Source organism: Pseudomonas sp. Irchel 3A18, from assembly GCF_900187465.1.
GTDB lineage: Bacteria > Pseudomonadota > Gammaproteobacteria > Pseudomonadales > Pseudomonadaceae > Aquipseudomonas > Aquipseudomonas cichorii.
Window position 1 is genome coordinate 195559 of sequence record NZ_FYDI01000004.1, and the last position, 16521, is coordinate 212079.

At 58.7% G+C, this 16521-nt stretch carries 20 protein-coding genes; 10 read left to right on the forward strand and 10 right to left on the reverse strand.

Going from position 1 to position 16521, the window contains the following annotated elements:
• Positions 1 to 69: 69 nt before the first annotated feature.
• The 7 genes from nadA to CKW23_RS09235 all read right to left on the reverse strand — a co-directional run bounded on the left by nadA (position 70) and on the right by CKW23_RS09235 (position 6195).
• Positions 70 to 1128: a quinolinate synthase NadA gene (nadA, locus tag CKW23_RS09205; protein ID WP_095067466.1), complete on the reverse strand. Its 1059-nt coding sequence runs from the start codon at positions 1126 to 1128 to the stop codon at positions 70 to 72.
• 319 nt (positions 1129 to 1447) lie between these two features.
• Positions 1448 to 2668, reverse strand: coding sequence for a 23S rRNA pseudouridine(2605) synthase RluB (gene rluB / locus CKW23_RS09210; RefSeq protein ID WP_025261211.1), 1221 nt, complete (start codon positions 2666 to 2668; stop codon positions 1448 to 1450).
• A 185-nt stretch (positions 2669 to 2853) separates the two neighbouring features.
• Entirely contained in the window at positions 2854 to 3045 is a 192-nt protein-coding gene (locus tag CKW23_RS09215; RefSeq protein WP_095067467.1) for a DUF1289 domain-containing protein, read from the reverse strand.
• Between the two features lie 48 nt (positions 3046 to 3093).
• A complete protein-coding gene (gene scpB, locus CKW23_RS09220; protein WP_025261213.1) occupies positions 3094 to 3855 on the reverse strand; it encodes an SMC-Scp complex subunit ScpB in 762 nt (253 codons plus the stop codon).
• Between the two features lie 15 nt (positions 3856 to 3870).
• Entirely contained in the window at positions 3871 to 4569 is a 699-nt protein-coding gene (locus CKW23_RS09225) for a ScpA family protein (protein WP_176767540.1), read from the reverse strand.
• A gap of 119 nt (positions 4570 to 4688) precedes the next feature.
• On the reverse strand, positions 4689 to 5318 hold the full coding sequence (locus tag CKW23_RS09230) for an L-threonylcarbamoyladenylate synthase (RefSeq protein WP_025261215.1): 630 nt from the start codon (positions 5316 to 5318) through the stop codon (positions 4689 to 4691).
• A 13-nt stretch (positions 5319 to 5331) separates the two neighbouring features.
• The gene (locus CKW23_RS09235) at positions 5332 to 6195 is read right to left on the reverse strand and encodes a PHP domain-containing protein (RefSeq protein ID WP_025261216.1); all 864 of its coding nucleotides are present in this window, start codon (positions 6193 to 6195) and stop codon (positions 5332 to 5334) included.
• 67 nt (positions 6196 to 6262) lie between these two features.
• Between CKW23_RS09235 and CKW23_RS09240 the strand changes: the two genes are divergently transcribed.
• The 6 genes from CKW23_RS09240 (at position 6263) to CKW23_RS09265 (ending at position 10421) form a co-directional block, all read left to right on the forward strand.
• Complete coding sequence (locus CKW23_RS09240) at positions 6263 to 6862, forward strand: septation protein A (protein ID WP_095067559.1); 600 nt, start codon at positions 6263 to 6265, stop codon at positions 6860 to 6862.
• A gap of 1 nt (position 6863) precedes the next feature.
• On the forward strand, positions 6864 to 7163 hold the full coding sequence (locus tag CKW23_RS09245) for a YciI family protein (protein ID WP_025261218.1): 300 nt from the start codon (positions 6864 to 6866) through the stop codon (positions 7161 to 7163).
• 137 nt (positions 7164 to 7300) lie between these two features.
• Entirely contained in the window at positions 7301 to 7714 is a 414-nt protein-coding gene (locus CKW23_RS09250; protein ID WP_095067468.1) for a translation initiation factor 2, read from the forward strand.
• A 7-nt stretch (positions 7715 to 7721) separates the two neighbouring features.
• Positions 7722 to 8399, forward strand: a complete 678-nt coding sequence (locus tag CKW23_RS09255) for a response regulator transcription factor (RefSeq protein WP_025261220.1) — start codon at positions 7722 to 7724, stop codon at positions 8397 to 8399.
• A gap of 141 nt (positions 8400 to 8540) precedes the next feature.
• Positions 8541 to 9002 carry an LTXXQ domain-containing protein gene (locus CKW23_RS09260; RefSeq protein ID WP_095067469.1) on the forward strand — a complete coding sequence of 154 codons (462 nt, stop codon included), beginning with the start codon at positions 8541 to 8543 and terminating at the stop codon, positions 9000 to 9002.
• 78 nt (positions 9003 to 9080) lie between these two features.
• Positions 9081 to 10421: a HAMP domain-containing sensor histidine kinase gene (locus tag CKW23_RS09265; RefSeq protein WP_095067470.1), complete on the forward strand. Its 1341-nt coding sequence runs from the start codon at positions 9081 to 9083 to the stop codon at positions 10419 to 10421.
• Positions 10422 to 10454: 33 nt separating this feature from the next.
• Here CKW23_RS09265 and CKW23_RS09270 read toward each other — a convergent pair whose 3' ends face one another.
• The gene (locus tag CKW23_RS09270; protein ID WP_095067471.1) at positions 10455 to 11015 is read right to left on the reverse strand and encodes a nitroreductase family protein; all 561 of its coding nucleotides are present in this window, start codon (positions 11013 to 11015) and stop codon (positions 10455 to 10457) included.
• 162 nt (positions 11016 to 11177) lie between these two features.
• On the opposite strand from CKW23_RS09270, the gene CKW23_RS09275 reads away from it, so the two are divergent.
• Together CKW23_RS09275 and CKW23_RS09280 are read left to right on the forward strand one after the other, a co-directional pair.
• Complete coding sequence (locus CKW23_RS09275; protein WP_025261224.1) at positions 11178 to 12632, forward strand: TrkH family potassium uptake protein; 1455 nt, start codon at positions 11178 to 11180, stop codon at positions 12630 to 12632.
• 58 nt (positions 12633 to 12690) lie between these two features.
• Complete coding sequence (locus tag CKW23_RS09280) at positions 12691 to 13002, forward strand: DUF962 domain-containing protein (RefSeq protein WP_095067472.1); 312 nt, start codon at positions 12691 to 12693, stop codon at positions 13000 to 13002.
• 6 nt (positions 13003 to 13008) lie between these two features.
• Here CKW23_RS09280 and CKW23_RS09285 read toward each other — a convergent pair whose 3' ends face one another.
• Positions 13009 to 13830 (reverse strand): UDP-2,3-diacylglucosamine diphosphatase, encoded by an 822-nt coding sequence (locus tag CKW23_RS09285; protein WP_095067473.1) that lies wholly within the window; start codon positions 13828 to 13830, stop codon positions 13009 to 13011.
• A 132-nt stretch (positions 13831 to 13962) separates the two neighbouring features.
• Between CKW23_RS09285 and CKW23_RS09290 the strand changes: the two genes are divergently transcribed.
• The gene (locus CKW23_RS09290) at positions 13963 to 14850 is read left to right on the forward strand and encodes a DMT family transporter (RefSeq protein WP_025261227.1); all 888 of its coding nucleotides are present in this window, start codon (positions 13963 to 13965) and stop codon (positions 14848 to 14850) included.
• Here the strand turns inward: CKW23_RS09290 and CKW23_RS09295 are convergent.
• Entirely contained in the window at positions 14844 to 15146 is a 303-nt protein-coding gene (locus CKW23_RS09295; RefSeq protein ID WP_025261228.1) for a SelT/SelW/SelH family protein, read from the reverse strand. The genes CKW23_RS09290 and CKW23_RS09295 overlap by 7 nt on opposite strands.
• Before the next feature lie 408 nt (positions 15147 to 15554).
• Between CKW23_RS09295 and CKW23_RS09300 the strand changes: the two genes are divergently transcribed.
• Positions 15555 to 16436 (forward strand): DUF4123 domain-containing protein, encoded by an 882-nt coding sequence (locus CKW23_RS09300; protein WP_025261229.1) that lies wholly within the window; start codon positions 15555 to 15557, stop codon positions 16434 to 16436.
• Positions 16437 to 16521 lie beyond the last annotated feature (85 nt).

The following is a 16521-nucleotide window of genomic DNA, read 5'->3' on the forward strand; positions in this document are numbered from 1 at the left end:
TGTTCACCCCTCTCTCCCCCGAAAAAAATCCCGGCACGATGGCCGGGATTTTTATTTCAGGCACATCTGTCAGGCATTGCCTGCCTGTTTCAGGCGAGCCGCCTGAGTGAAATCCAGCATCCGTTGCAGAGGACGCACGGCATGGGGGATTACCGCAGGCTCGACGAATATCTCGTTGCTACCCTCACGCAGGCACTGCAAGGTGCGCTCAAGGGTGTTCATCGCCATCCAGGGGCAATGAGCGCAACTGCGGCACGCCGCGCCATTACCGGCCGTTGGCGCCTCGATGAAGATCTTGTCCGGGCACAACTGCTGCATCTTGTAGAAGATGCCTCGGTCGGTGGCCACGATAAAGGTCTTGTTGGGCATGCGCTGGGCGGCGGCGATAATCTGGCTGGTGGAGCCCACCGCATCGGCCAGGGCAATGACCTCCTCAGGCGACTCGGGATGGACCAGCACGGCAGCTTCCGGATACAGCGCCTTCATGTCTTGCAACTGCTTGGACTTGAACTCTTCGTGAACGATACAGGCACCGTCCCAGAGCAGCATGTCGGCACCGGTTTCACGCTGGATATAGCGTCCCAGGTGCTTGTCCGGCGCCCAGATGATTTTCTCGCCGTTATCCATCAGGCTTTCGACGATCTCCAGCGCACAGCCTGACGTTACAACCCAGTCGGCGCGGGCTTTGACAGCGGCCGATGTGTTGGCGTAAACCACCACGGTGCGGTCAGGGTGCTGATCACAGAAGGAAGAGAACTCGTCGACAGGACAGCCGACATCCAGGGAACAGGTGGCTTCAAGCGTCGGCATGAATACCCGTTTTTCCGGATTGAGGATCTTGGCAGTTTCGCCCATGAAACGCACGCCAGCTACCAGCACGGTACTGGCTGAATGGTTATTGCTGAAGCGTGCCATTTCCAGAGAGTCGGCCACGCAACCGCCGGTTTCTTCGGCCAGGGCCTGAATGACCGGATCACAGTAATAGTGGGCGACGAGCACCGCATCCCGCGCCTTGAGTTCGGCAGCGATTTCGGCGCGGTAATGGGCCTGTTCTTCAATACTCAACGCTTTGGGCTGCTTGGCATCGAGGTGAGCCTGTACCAGAAAGCGTTCGGAAATCTGCGTCATTTTTAGCTGGACCTGAATGCACTTGAGCGCGAGCGGCAAGTTTACACTGGAAAGGCAGGTAAGAAAAAAGCCGAAAGAGCTGATTTTCAGGGGTTGTCCAACTTTTCAGGTATCAGCCTAAAAAACTGCAAACAATTGATTTTCTGTCTGTTTAGCCGCACCTGGAGTAACAAGAATCATTTACCAGATTAATCTACTCCATGACGGGTAAATAACCTGACGCAATAACGTCAAACAAGGCCTGACCTCGCCTCTTTCATTAAATGAAAGCCATAAAAAAACGCCAGTCGAAACCGGCGTTTTTTATTTACATCAAGACTTACTGCGGCTTGCGACGGCCAAAGCCAGGACGCTGACCGGAACCGGCCGGTGGACCACGACGCTTGCCCGATGGAGCATCGTCATCGACCAGCTTGATACCGGCGCGCTTTGGCGAAGGCTTGGCTGGACGCTTGCTCACATCACTTGGACGCTCGGCAACCGGTGTACCACGGCTGTTCTCGGCAGGACGCGGCGAACGCGAACCTGGCTTGCCCGAATCCTTGCGCGGTGGACGCTGCGTGGAATCGCCACGTGGACGATCACGATCGCTGCCGGTGACTTGCGGCTGACGCGGTGCGCGCTCGCCGGTGGCCGGTGCGCCATTGGCAGGACGCAGGTTCCGTACGCGCTCGCCCTTGCCCAGTGGGCGGGACGACTGACGCTGCAAACGCTCCAGCTTGTCCTTGGTCTTGGCGTTCATCTGCGGCTGAGCCACAGGCGTAAGGCCGACTTCGGCAGCCAGGACGTCGACTTCGTACTGGCTCATTTCGCGCCAGCGGCCCATCGGCAGGTCCGAGTTGAGGAATACCGGCCCGTAACGAACGCGCTTGAGGCGGCTGACCACCAGGCCCTGGGACTCCCAGAGACGACGCACTTCACGGTTACGGCCTTCCATCACCACGCAGTGATACCAGTGGTTGAAACCTTCACCGCCCGGCGCCTGTTGAATATCGGTGAAACGTGCAGGACCGTCTTCGAGGATCACGCCGTTCTTGAGACGCAGCAGCATGTCGTCATCGACTTCGCCACGCACACGTACCGCATATTCGCGGTCCATCTCGAAGGACGGGTGCATCAGGCGGTTGGCCAGCTCACCATCGGTGGTGAACATCAGCAGACCGGTGGTGTTGATGTCCAGGCGACCGATATTGATCCAGCGGCCTTCTTTGGGACGCGGCAGACGGTCGAAAACCGTTGGTCGGCCTTCAGGGTCGTCACGGGTGCAGATCTCGCCATCCGGCTTGTTGTACATGATGACGCGGCGTACCGTTTCGGCAGCCTCTTCGCGCTTGATGACGCGACCGTCAACGGTAATGGCGTCATGCATGTCGACGCGCTGACCAAGGGTGGCGTCGCGGCCATTGACCTTGATGCGGCCCTGGCTGATCCAGGCCTCGACGTCACGACGCGAACCGACGCCAATACGTGCCAGAACCTTCTGCAGTTTTTCACCTGCGGGTCCGATTTCCTGGCTGTCCTGCGTGTCTTTTTCACTCATCTGGGCACCTCCCGGTGTGTCGAATCAGGGCTTGCCGAGGACCGGCAAGACCTGCTGCCCTGCGCGCTGTGGATAGCCGCAAGGCGAAATACTTTGAGCCTGGGCGAAGCGGATTCGCCAAAGGGTCACGAATCATACGCTCATGCAGCCGGTTGCGCATCCAGGCCCGGTTGAAAATCTGCCAGTCACTTCTTCTTTTTGCGACCGGTGGTCTTCAGCTTCGCCAGACGCATGGCCGACTCGGCCAGAACGAGCCGCTTGTCGTCCTTGTCGAGTTTTTTCCAGGCCTTGATCTCCCGCTTGCTGCGACCGCATCCCAGACAGATGTCGTCGTCAAACTTGCAGAGGCTGATACAGGGGTTCCTGGTGCTGCTCATAGGGCCTTTTCGCGAATGAATTCGCACACAGTTTGTAGAACTCCACCGTCAAACATCGTCTTCAGGCTCTTTATCGGGCTCATCGACCAACAGATCATCAAAGTCAGTCTTCAGACCCTGCTCCATGGAGTCGAGTTCAAGCAGCAGGCTGCGGAAGCTGGTTTCATCCCGTGGCGATTCAGGCTCATCTTCATCGACATCCAGGCTGGCATCGGCCAGAGCCTGCAAATGCGCCGGGACTGGCGCATCGTCGAACTCAAGCACCGGTTCGGACTCCATCTCACGCAAATCGGCCAGCGGTGGCAGCTCTTCGAGACTCTTGAGGTTGAAGTGATCGAGAAAGCCCTTGGTGGTCGCAAACATCGCCGGCTTGCCGGGCACATCACGATAACCGACGACCCTGATCCACTCACGCTCCAGCAGCGTCTTGACGATATGGCTGTTGACCGCAACGCCACGTACGTCCTCGATCTCGCCACGGGTAATCGGCTGACGATAGGCAATCAGCGCCAGGGTTTCCAGCATGGCTCGGGAATAACGTTGCGGGCGCTCTTCCCACAAACGCCCGACCCAGGGTGAAAAACGCTCGCGAATCTGCAAGCGATAGCCCGAGGCCACTTCCTTGAGCTCGAAAGCACGGCCTTCACAGGACTTGCTCAGCACTTGCAAAGCCTTCTTGAAGACCGGCGGCTCCGGGCGCTCGCCTTCCTCGAACAGCTCGTACAAGCGCTCCAGCGTCTGCGGCTTTCCAGAAGCCAGCAGAAATGCTTCAAGCAAGGGTGCCAGTTCGCGAGGTTCATTGAGGTTCATGATTCAGTTCTTGCTCTACTCGGCTCGCGCCCGGACATGGATCGCCGCAAAGGGCTCGTTTTGGACCAGCTCGACCAGAGACTCCTTGACCAGCTCAAGCACGGCCATGAACGTCACTACAACACCAAGCCGCCCTTCTTCAGCGGTGAACAATTCGGCAAAAGGCACAAAACCGCCGCCCTTGAGCCGCTCCAGCACATCACTCATGCGCTCGCGGGTCGATAATGCCTCACGGCTGACCTGATGGCTTTCAAACATGTCGCCCCGGTGCAGCACCTCGGCCATGGACATCAGCACTTCTTCCAGGCTGACGTCCGGCAACAGCTTGCGCGCCCTCGCTTCGGGGGCATCGAGTTTGGGCACGATCACATCGCGCCCGACCCGCAGCAAGCCATCGATCCCTTCAGCCGCTGCCTTGAAACGCTCGTACTCCTGAAGACGACGGATAAGCTCGGCACGAGGGTCCTCTTCATCCTCTTCCACTTCTGCCGAACGCGGCAGCAGCATGCGCGACTTGATCTCGGCCAGCATCGCGGCCATCACCAGGTATTCCGCGGCCAGTTCCAGACGCACGGTTTTCATCAGCTCGACATACCCCATGTACTGGCGGGTGATTTCCGCTACCGGGATGTCGAGGATATCGATGTTCTGTTTGCGGATCAGGTACAGCAGCAGGTCAAGCGGCCCCTCGAAGGCTTCGAGAAAAACTTCCAGAGCATCCGGCGGAATATAGAGATCCAGCGGCATTTGCGTGACCGCCTGCCCATAGACCAGTGCGAACGGCAGCTCCTGCTGGGCATCGGCCTGGCTGTCTACCGTTTCCAGGTTCGTCATTACGCTTCTTCACCGAACGGCGTCGGATCACCGCACCCCACACGGATGATCTGCGGCTCTCCGTCAGCCAGGCTGATGACGGTGGAAGCCGAAATGCCGCCCATGCCGCCATCGATGATCAGATCCACCTGATGTTCCAGGATCTGGCGCATCTCATAAGGATCGCTCAGCGGCACGCTGTCGCCGGGCATGATCAGGCTGACACTCATCAGCGGCTCACCCAGTTGCTCCAGCAAAGCCTGAGCAATGGGATGGCTGGGTACCCGCAGACCGATGGTGCGGCGCTTTGGGTGCAGGATCAGGCGCGGCACTTCACGGGTTGCATTCAGAATGAAGGTGTATGGCCCCGGCGTGTGGGTCTTGAGGGCCCGGAAAGCGCCAGTATCGACCTTGGCGAACAGCCCCAGTTGCGACAGGTCGCAGCACATCAGGGTGAAGTTGTGCTTGTCGTCCAGCTGGCGCAGACGACGAATGCGCTCGATGGCGCTCTTGTCGCCGATCTGGCAGCCCAGCGCATAAGACGAATCGGTCGGGTACACCACCAGCCCGCCGGCTTTGATGATTTCCGCGGCTTGCTTGATCAGACGCGGTTGCGGGTTCTCCGGGTGGACCTGGAAAAATTGACTCACGGTAACTTCCTGTTCAGACGGAGGCTGGAGGCTGTTCATGTTTGAATCTGCACCACAGTGGCGGCAGATCCTCGGGCAACGGCCGGTATATACCGATCTCGGACCATGCACCAGGGCCATGGAAATCGCTGCCGGCGGTAACCAGCAGACCGAACTCACGGGCCAGTATCGCCAGGGTTCCGACCTGATCGGCAGGTTGCATGCCATTGACCACTTCGATGGCGTGGCCACCAGCCTGGATGAAATCGGCGACCAGTTTACGCCGTTTACTGCGCGTGAAGTCATAATGCGATGGATGCGCGAGGCTGACCCAGGCACCTGAAGCCCGCAAAGTGGCGACGGTTTCGTCCAGAGTCGGCCAATGCTGCTTCACATCCCCCAGCTTGCCTGCCCCCAGCCATTTGCGAAAAGCTTCGGCACGATCCTTCACAAAACCGGCACGCACCAGATAGTCGGCAAAGTGCGGTCGGGCCGGAGCATTACCGCTGTCGCCCAGTTCCTGCTGGATCGCCCGGGCACCTTCCAGCGCCCCAGGCATACCTTTGATCGCCAATTTGCGACTGATTTCCTCGGCCCGCAACCAGCGGCCTTCGTGCAAACGCTCGATTGCTTCCACCAGCGCCGGGGCCTTCATGTCGAATCCGTAGCCCAGGATATGGATGGTTGCGCCTCCCCAGGTGCAGGACAACTCGACGCCATTGACCAGTTGCATCCCCAGAGAATGCGCGGCCGCACGGGCTTCTTCGAGGCCTTCGACCGTATCATGGTCGGTCAGCGACAGAACCCGCACACCGTTTTCATAGGCACGGGCCACCACGGCCGCTGGCGCAAGAGAGCCATCCGACGCGGTGCTGTGGCAGTGCAGGTCAACATTCATATTCGGGAGCTATCGCTGTCTTTGATGTTTGTTATTATGCCGTCACATCCTGCTTCTGGCTGCCATTGTGAAACAATTCATAGACTTCATCCCGCTGATCCTGTTTTTCATCGTCTACAAGACCGAACCTCGCGCCGTCGACATCCTGGGCCACAGTTACATGCTAGGCGGGATTTTCAGTGCGACCGCGATGCTGATCGCCAGCTCCCTGGTCGTCTACGGGACTCTGTACATCAAGCAGCGCAAACTGGAAAAAAGCCAATGGCTGACCCTGGTAGCCTGCCTGGTCTTCGGCAGCCTGACCCTGGCCTTTCACAGCGAAACCTTCCTCAAGTGGAAAGCTCCGGTGGTCAACTGGCTGTTTGCCCTGGCATTTGCCGGCAGCCACTTCATCGGTGATCGCCCGCTGATCCAGCGCGTCATGGGCCACGCCCTGACCCTGCCTGCTGCAGTCTGGGTCAAACTCAACATTGCCTGGGTCCTGTTTTTCATTTTCTGCGGTGCGGCCAATCTGTATGTGGCCTTTACCTATCAGGACTTCTGGGTCGACTTCAAAGTCTTCGGCAGTCTGGCCATGACCCTGATCTTCCTGGTGGCTCAAGGTATCTACCTGAGCCGTCACCTGAGTGACGCAGCCCCTTCTTCCACTACCAAAACCGAGGACTGACATGCTCTACGCCATCATTGCTACAGATGTTGCCGACTCGCTGGAAAAACGCCTGAGCGTACGTCCTGCTCACCTGGAGCGCATCATCGCCCTCAAGGATGCAGGCCGTCTGGTGCTGGCGGGTCCACATCCAGCCGTGGACAGCAATGATCCGGGCCCTGCGGGTTTCAGCGGCAGCCTGATCGTCGCCGAGTTCGAGTCCCTGAGCGCCGCGGAAACCTGGGCCAAGGCCGATCCGTTCGTTGCAGCAGGCGTCTATGGCAATGTTGTGGTCAAGCCGTTCAAGCAAGTCCTGCCATAAATGTAACACCCCCGATCCTGTTCGCCAGGGCAGGATCGTGCAACACCCTCCTGCCTCGCGATACTCATCATTCCCGCCTCCCTGCCGACAACCTCATCGATATTTTGAATAGAAACGGCTCTATCAAGGGAGTTCAGATGCGTCCAGGTGCGTTGTGTCTGTTGATGATGGTGTTAGCGGTAAACAGTGCGGTTCAGGCCGAGGAAACCAGTGATTCCAGTAACGTGCAGGCATTGCATTTGCCCAGCCCTGCCAGCCGGATTGCCGAGCTTGAACAGCGACTCAGGGAAAGCGAGCGCCTGCGCGAAGAACAGCTCAGGCAGACGCAAAATGCAGAGGCCGAGCGTGAAAACGCGCAAGTGGCACGTTTGCGTCAAGAGAACCAGAGACTCAAGCTGCAGCTCAAGGAAGCACAATCCATCGCGTCCTCACACTTGCTGACCGAACAGCAACAATGGTTCATTGCAGGCGGTGGCGTTGCGGTAATAGCCCTGGTGTGCGGTATATTTGTCGGCGGTCGACGTAAGCAACGTCAGCAATGGCTAAATTGAGTGAGTCATGAGCGAGCTGTTACTAATTGATGATGATCAGGAGCTATGTGAGCTTCTGAGCAGTTGGCTGAGCCAGGAAGGTTTTCAGGTCCGCGCCTGTCACGACGGTCACAGTGCGCGTCGGGCACTGGCCGAAACCGCTCCCTCTGCCGTGGTGCTGGACGTGATGCTGCCCGATGGCAGCGGCCTTGAACTGCTCAAGCAACTTCGCACCGACCATCCCGAGCTTCCGGTGGTCATGCTCTCGGCCAGGGGCGAGCCTCTGGACCGCATCCTCGGCCTCGAACTGGGTGCCGACGACTATCTGGCCAAGCCCTGCGACCCACGGGAACTGACGGCCAGGCTGCGCGCCGTACTGCGCCGCAGCCATCCGGTCGCCACCCCCAGCCAGCTTGAACTGGGCGACCTGTGCTTCAGCCCGGTGCGCGGCGTGGTCAGCATCGATGAAAAAGAACTGACCCTGACCATTTCCGAAAGCCGCCTGCTCGAAGCGCTGCTGCGTCAACCGGGCGAGCCTCTGGACAAGCAGGAGCTGGCGCAGTTGGCCCTGGGGCGCAAACTGACGTTGTATGACCGCAGCCTGGACATGCACGTCAGCAACCTGCGCAAGAAGATCGGCCCGCATGCCGATGGCCGGCCCCGTATCGTGGCGCTGCGTAGCCGCGGTTATTACTACAGCCTGTGAAACAAAAGCTCCGGTGCCTGGTAAACGCGGGTGCCGATTCGCTTTACACAAGCTTTACCGAGGGCTGACCGCCCTTGACCTTGATCTCCCTAAACTGGGCTCCAACGGCAACAAGCCGCACCAGAGACAAGGAGATTCACCATGCGCAAGACCCTCATCGCTTTGATGCTCGCAGCAGCACTGCCTACCGTCGCCATGGCCGTACCACCACCTGGTGGCCCGGAAGCCGACGTCCCGGGCATGCATCAGGATCGCGATCATCGCGGCCCTGGCCCGGAAATGAAACGTGGTCCCGGTCCTTTTGCCGACCTGGATCTGACTCGCGAACAACGCCGTGACATCGGTAAATTGATGGGCGAGCAGATGAAAGACCGCCGCGACGTCACCGAGCGCTACCTGGCCAAGCTGTCCCCGGCAGATCAGAAAGCCATGAAAGACGAACTGGACGCCAAACGGGCCAAGACTGACAGCGAGATCCGCGCCCTGCTCAAGCCGGATCAGCAGAAGGAGTTCGACGAGATTCGCAAGAAACAGGAAGAGCGCCGCGCCGAATGGGCTGAATTCAAAGCCTGGAAAGCGGAAAAGGCAAAAAAGGCGCAATAATCGCCAGACTGCAAGTTGCTACTTAACTCAAACCCGACAGGCTCCCTGCCTGTCGGGTTTCTCCATTGAGGTCATCCTGTGCGTTCATTGTTCTGGCGAATCCTGGCCAGCTTCTGGTTAGCAATAGCCCTGGTTGCAGGCCTGTCGATTCTGCTTGGGCATATGCTCAATCAGGATGCCTGGATTCTCAGCCGTCACCCGGTCCTGAACGAGCTGCCGAAGAAATGGGTGCAGATCTATGAGGAGCAAGGCGCAGCCACGGCACAGGACTACCTGCAGAACGTGAAGCGTCGTAACCGCATCGATGTGCAGGTGCTCAATGACAATGGCGAACCTGTGGTGCTCGGCACCTTTCCTCCACGGGCAGCAGCCTTTGAAGCCCGCCAACAGGACGACTCGCGCCAGTTGCCATGGCGTCGCCTGACCACCGAATACACCAGCGACAGTACCGGCATCACTTACCTGCTGATCTTTCGCATCCCGCATCCCGAGATCGAAGACTGGCACCGCCAGAGCCTGATGTGGCCACTGAGCGCACTGGGCATCGCGCTGGTGGTACTGACACTGTTCAGCCTGCTTGTAACGCTCTCCATCACCCGGCCACTGAGTCGGCTGCGCGGTGCCGTGCACGATCTGGGGCAAACCAGCTATCAGCAGCACAGCCTGGCGCAACTGGCCAACCGCCGGGACGAGTTCGGCGTACTGGCGACCGACTTCAACCGCATGGGCGCACGCCTGCAAAGCCTGATCGGCAGCCAGCGTCAATTGCTTCGCGATGTGTCACATGAACTGCGCTCGCCCCTGGCCAGACTGCGCATTGCCCTGGCACTGGCAGAGCGAGCGGAGCCGGCCGAACGGGAAAAACTCTGGCCACGCCTGGGCCGCGAATGCGACCGCCTTGAAGCCCTCATCAGCGAGATTCTTGCACTGGCCCGCCTGGATGCCGACTTTGGCAGCCCGGAGCCTGTGGAACTGGGTAGCATGCTGCAACGCCTGAAAAACGACACGCAACTGGACGACGAGCCTCAGAACATCAGGGTTCAGGTCCAGGACAACCTGCAACTGCAAGGCTGGCCGGACATGCTCGAACGTGCGGTGGACAACCTGCTGCGCAACGCCCTGCGCTTCAGCCCGCCGGGGCAGCCCATCGATGTGCAGGCCGTGCGCGTGGGCAATCATGTGCAACTGAGCGTGCGCGACCGCGGCCCCGGCGTCGCGGCAGAACATCTGCCACAACTGGGCGAACCGTTTTACCGCGCCCCCGGCCAGACAGCACCCGGCCACGGCCTGGGCCTGGCCATCGCCAAACGGGCGGCGGAACGTCATGGCGGCAGCCTGACACTGGGCAATCACCCGGAAGGCGGCTTCCTTGCCACACTGGAAATACCGCTGGAACCTGTCAACCCGCAGACAAACTGATCGATTCCGGTCGCTCGCCCGAGCGACCGGTCATCAGCCCTGCCACTCGCTGACAAAACCACCCACGTCCACTTTCGGCGCTTCACGTGGCGGGTTTTGTGGCGTGCCCAGATACAGGAAGGCAATGACCTCTTCGTCATCGGTCAGTCCGAAGCCCTTGGCAACATGGGGTGAGTACGACAGATCGCCCGTACGCCATACCGCTCCGACACCCTGGGCATAAGCGGCCAGCAGCACGGCATGCGCGGCGCAGCCAGCGGTAATAAGTTGCTCCTTGCGCGGCACCTTGAAGTGATCCTGCAAGCGTGCAACCACCACGACCACCAGCGGAGCACGCAGCGGCCCGAGACGCGCCTTGTCCAAGGCCTGCGGCGTGATTTCGCCACCGCCTTCCTGCAGCGCCTCGACCAGCAGTTCGCCCATGCGCTCACGGGCCGAACCTTCGACAGTAATGAAACGATAAGGCCGCAACTGGCCATGATCGGGTGAGCGCAAGGCTGCACCAAACAGGATTTCCCGCTGTGCAGCATCCGGGGCGGGATCGACCAATCGCGGTACCGAAACACGATTGAGCAAAACGTCGAGAGCCTCCATGGGTGACCTCCTTGAGAATTGATCGGGCATTCTAGAATGGGTTCAGAGTCAATAACGAGCACGTCGAACAATTACTTACCACCAATGACCTTTGCCAGTCGGTTTACATGCCCTCTGGCACAGGTAAAATGATCGCCCTTCCCTATTCAGTCCGAGCAGTTCATGGCGTTGCCGACCCTTCGCATTATCGGTTTCATCATCGGCATATTCCTGATCACTCTGGCAGTCGCCATGATCGTGCCCATGGCGACACTCGTCATCTACGAGCGTTTTGAAGACCTGCGCTCCTTTCTGTGGGCCAGCGCCATCACCTTTATCGCGGGTCTGGCCCTTGTGGTGCCGGGCCGGCCGGAACATGTGCATCTGCGCCCACGGGACATGTACATGCTCACGGTTTCCAGCTGGATCATCGTGTGCATCTTTGCCGCTCTTCCCTTCCTGCTGACCCAGCACATCAGCTACACCGACTCCTTCTTCGAGAGCATGTCGGGCATCACGGCCACCGGCTCGACCGTGCTCAGCAATCTGGACAGCATGTCACCGGGGATTCTGATCTGGCGTTCCATGCTGCACTGGCTGGGCGGCATTGGCTTCATCGGCATGGCCGTAGCGATCCTGCCGCTGCTGCGCATCGGTGGCATGCGTCTGTTCCAGACCGAGTCTTCCGACCGGTCCGAGAAGGTCATGCCACGCTCGCACATGGTGGCCAAGTTCATCGTCCTGGCCTATGTCGGCTTTACCGCCTTGGGCAGCCTGGCGTTCTGGGCAGCGGGCATGAGCCTGTTCGACGCAATCAACCATGCGATGTCAGCGATTTCCACTGGCGGTTTCTCCACGTCCGACCTTTCACTGGCAAAGTGGCCGCAACCGGCGGTGCACTGGGTCGCAATCGTGGTGATGATCCTCGGCAGCCTGCCCTTTACGCTTTACGTGGCGACCCTGCGCGGCAATCGCAAGGCGCTGATCAAGGATGAACAGGTTCAGGGCCTGATCGGCCTGCTGCTGGTGACCTGGCTCATGATGACCCTCTGGTACGGCGCCACCACCGACCTGCCCTGGAGCGACGCACTGCGCCATGTGGCCCTGAACGTGACATCGGTGGTCACCACCACCGGCTTCGCCCTGGGCGACTACAGCCTGTGGGGCAATTTCTCTCTGATGCTGTTTTTCTATCTGGGCTTCATTGGCGGCTGTTCCGGCTCGACGGCTGGCGGCGTGAAGATTTTCCGCTTCCAGGTGGCCTACATCCTGCTCAAGGCCAACCTCAATCAGTTGATCCACCCGCGGGCCGTCATCAAGCAGAAGTACAACGGACACAGGCTGGACGACGAAATCGTTCGATCGATCCTGACCTTTTCGTTCTTCTTCACCATCACCATTTGCGTCATCGCCCTGCTGCTTTCCCTGCTAGGCCTGGACTGGATGACAGCCCTGACCGGCGCCGCGAGCACGGTGTCCGGCGTGGGGCCAGGCCTGGGTGAAATCATCGGTCCAGCGGGCAACTTCTCCACGCTGCCGGATGCTGCGAAATGGATTCTGTCCGCCGGCATGCTGCTGGGGCGCCTGGAGATCATCACGGTGCTGGTGCTTTGCGTACCCGCGTTCTGGCGGCATTGATGCAAGGCTTGCCCTCACTCGGCTAGACTCAGGTCAGACCGACATGAGGGTGGGCATCATGGATCACGTCAAACCGTTCTCGAGCTTCGCCGAGTTCTATCCTTTCTATCTGCAGGAACACCGCAGCAGCACCAGCCGACGCCTGCACTTCATCGGCACCAGTCTGGTGATTTTCCTGCTGGCTTTCGGTGTCGGCAGTGGCCGATGGTGGCTGTTGTGGCTACTGCCCGTTGCCGGCTACGGCTTTGCATGGGCCGGGCATTTCTTCTTCGAGAAGAACCGGCCAGCCACTTTCAAGCATCCGTTCTACAGCCTGCTCGGTGACTTCGTCATGTACCGGGACATGCTGATGGGCAAGGTGCCGTTCTAGACAGCATCAGACGACGGACTCAGCCACAGGCTCCTGCTGCGCAGCGGCCTTTTGCTGAAGATGGGCGTCGGCCAGACGAAACAGTTCGATGGTGCCGTCCAGGTGTTCGATCAGGGCGGTGCAGGACTCTACCCAGTCACCGCAATTGAGGTATTCCACTTCCCCAACCCTGCGAATTTCAGCGTGGTGAATATGCCCGCACACCACGCCATCAAGACCGCGCTTCACGCATTCGTGGGCAATGGCTTCCTCGAAGTCGCTGATGAAACTCACGGCTGTCTTGACCTTGTGCTTCAGGTACGCCGACAGCGACCAGTAACCGTAGCCGTACTTCGCCCGCCAGTGGTTGAGCCAGCGATTGAGGGTCAGCGTGAATTCGTAGGCCGAATCCCCCAGAAAGGCCAGCCAGCGGTGATAGCGCGTGATGACGTCGAACTGATCCCCATGAATCACCAGCAATCGACGACCGTCCGCCGTCACGTGCACGGCCTCGTCCAGTAACTGGATATTACCCAGGATCAGTTTCGAGTAACGGCGCAGAAACTCATCATGATTGCCGGTGATATAAATCACCTCGGTGCCACGCTTGCTCATGGTCAGCAAGCGACGTATCACGTTGGTATGCGCCTGGGGCCAGTACATGCCGCTGCGCATCTTCCAGCCGTCGATGATGTCGCCCACCAGATACACCTTGTCGGCCTGATAGCGCTTGAGGAACATCGACAGATGCTCAGCCTGACAGTCGCGAGTGCCCAGGTGCACATCGGAAATCCACAAGGTCCGCACACGTTGCTTGGAGCTGGGTTTGGCAAGCTGAGCACTGCTCATGGGAAGACCTCCGGCAGGTTTTCCAAGAGAGTGCGGCATATGGGTTAACTGGATGTGACACCGATATGACCGTGTAATGACATACTCCGCCCAACCATGAACCTGCACACTTCACTGCTTCCAGGGATCAGAATGAATCAGCGCTCCGCCCTCGGCGCCTTACATATCGGCGCACTGATGTTTGGCCTTGCCGGTGTACTCGGAAAGCTGGCCGCCGCCTCGCCTTCAGTCATTGTTTTCGGACGCGCAGCCTTTGCAGCCGCGGCCTTGTGGCTCTTCATCCGCTTCGCCCGCAATACCGCCTGGACATCTCTGCGCCTGAGGCATTGGGCACAACTGCTGCTCAGCGGTGTATTGCTCAGTGCCCATTGGGTCACGTTCTTCATGGCGGTGAAAATATCGGGCGTGGCGGTTGCGACTCTGGGTTTTGCCAGCTTTCCGGCCTTTACGGTCATTCTCGAAGGCCTGTTCTTTCGCGAACGGATTCGTCTCACGGAAATTCTTCTCGTGGTGCTGGTCAGTGCCGGGCTGATACTCGTGACACCGGATTTCGACCTTGCCAGCGAGGCAACCACTGGCTTGCTCTGGGCCATCGTTTCGGGGCTGACATTCTCGCTGCTGTCACTGATCAATCGCGCCAGCTCTGCGCATGTCCCGCCGGTGCAGGCTGCGTTGTGCCAGAACCTGATCGTAGCGGTCTGTCTGTTGCCTGCTGCGGCCGGCGAACTGGGTGATGTCTCAAGGCTGGACTGGCTGTGGATCGGGCTGCTTGGCGTATTTTGCACAGGAGTGGCACACAGCCTGTTCGTCGCCAGTCTGGCGGTGATAAAGGCGCGAATTGCAGCGATAGTGTTCGCCATGGAGCCGATCTATGGCATTGCTTTCGCCTGGCTGATATTTGCCGAAAGCCCCTCGCCGAGCATGCTGTTGGGGGGCACCTTGATCATTACCGCCATCATGGTTTCAGGGCTGATGAATCGATCGGACACCACGCCCTCGGCCACCGCCAGGACTCACTGAGTATCGGGTTGGCCCGACCTGTCGTTATGACCCAGATCGCGCAGCGGATCGATCTGATCACGCACCCGCTGCTTGAGCACCTTGGCTTCCGGAAAGCCCCCGTCAGCCTTGCGCTCCCAGATCTGCACGCCCGCGCAGGTGATGCGAAACACCCCGCCCGTCCCGGGCTCCAGAGAAACCTTGCCGAGATCGTCCGAAAACGTACTCAACAATTCCTGGGCCAGCCAGGCGGCGCGCAACAACCACTGGCATTGGGTGCAATACGTAATGACGACTTCAGCTTTTTCGAGTGACATGGACGAGCTCTTCAAAACAAATCAATTGATATACCCATGATAGGGCACATGATAAACGTTCCTTGTTTTCATGACGTATGTGGAACTCCATTTTTTAACTGTCCACCTATCAATAGTAGCCACAAGCCCTGATGCGCAATGTTTTGCGCACTCCCTCTGCAAAAAAGCACTCTGCAAACCGCTACAGCCCTTGCAGATAAAGCCCGTCACCCTACTGCGCACGATATTGCGCACATGCGCATTTTTTTGCGCAGTTCATCAGGAGAATTTGCTCAAAAAACAGGCAAAAATCGCTCATATAAAATTCAAGCTATTGATTTAAATAGGGAAATAATTTCAGGCATGACTCTTGATAGAGGCAATGCCATTCAGCGAGCAGCGTCGCTCGCAAGAACAAAGGAACAAGGGATGTTCACACCTGCTTACAAGGCCAATTACATGTTGATCGATGGTGCCCTGCACCCGAATGTCATTTGCCAACTGCAACAACGGAACGAGCCTCTGGAGATCCTGCCCCTTTACCTGTCGACATGCCTGGAGCCTGTCAAAGAGCAAGGACCGATTCTGGTACATGCGCCTGTCGGCACACCCCTGATGACCGAGTGGCAACAGACTCCAGCCCAGCATCTGTATGCCAGTGTCTTCGCTAGTCAGGCACCCTTGCGCACCGTCTCCAGCCATCTGCGCCACTTTCTCCAGCCACCGGACTATCTGGGCAATAACAGCTTGCTGCGCTTTGCCGACCCCGTCGTGATGTATTTCTGGTTATCGAGCTATCGTCAGGAACATCTGGACTCCTTGCTGGGGCCTGTCACCGACTTATGGGTCAAGACACCGATTCATCGCTGGCAACCTGAGCCCGAGTCCCCTTTCACACACGTTGCCCGCCATGGCCCGCCTCAAGCCTGGGACGCACGTTTTGCGCTACAGGGCGAACCGCAACTGGCCGCATTCGAGCAGTCTTATCGCTGGCTGTTCATCGAGCAGCTTCACGAATGGCTCACCGAGCACCACGCCTCGGCGTTCGCCAACCAGACGGACGAACAGGTCCTCAACTGGATGGAACACGTCCTGGAAAAGGGCCGTGCATGGGGGCTGGAAAGTGATTACGCCTTCGTGGCGTGGGCGGATGTCTGCCACACCTGGGGCCTGGACTTCATGGATCGGACTGACGGTCCCTATCAACGCTGGCTGACGCTGTTTCCCGACAAGGCACACTTGCCTCCCGAGCTTCGCGTCGAGGCAGTCGCAGCACACGCACGCAGCATCACCAGTGCGCCCCCAGATTGACAATCACGGCCATTCAGAAATTTACTGATCATAAACCATGAAAGTGATGCATATTTTTTATAATTAACTTAGACCAAAATCGAAT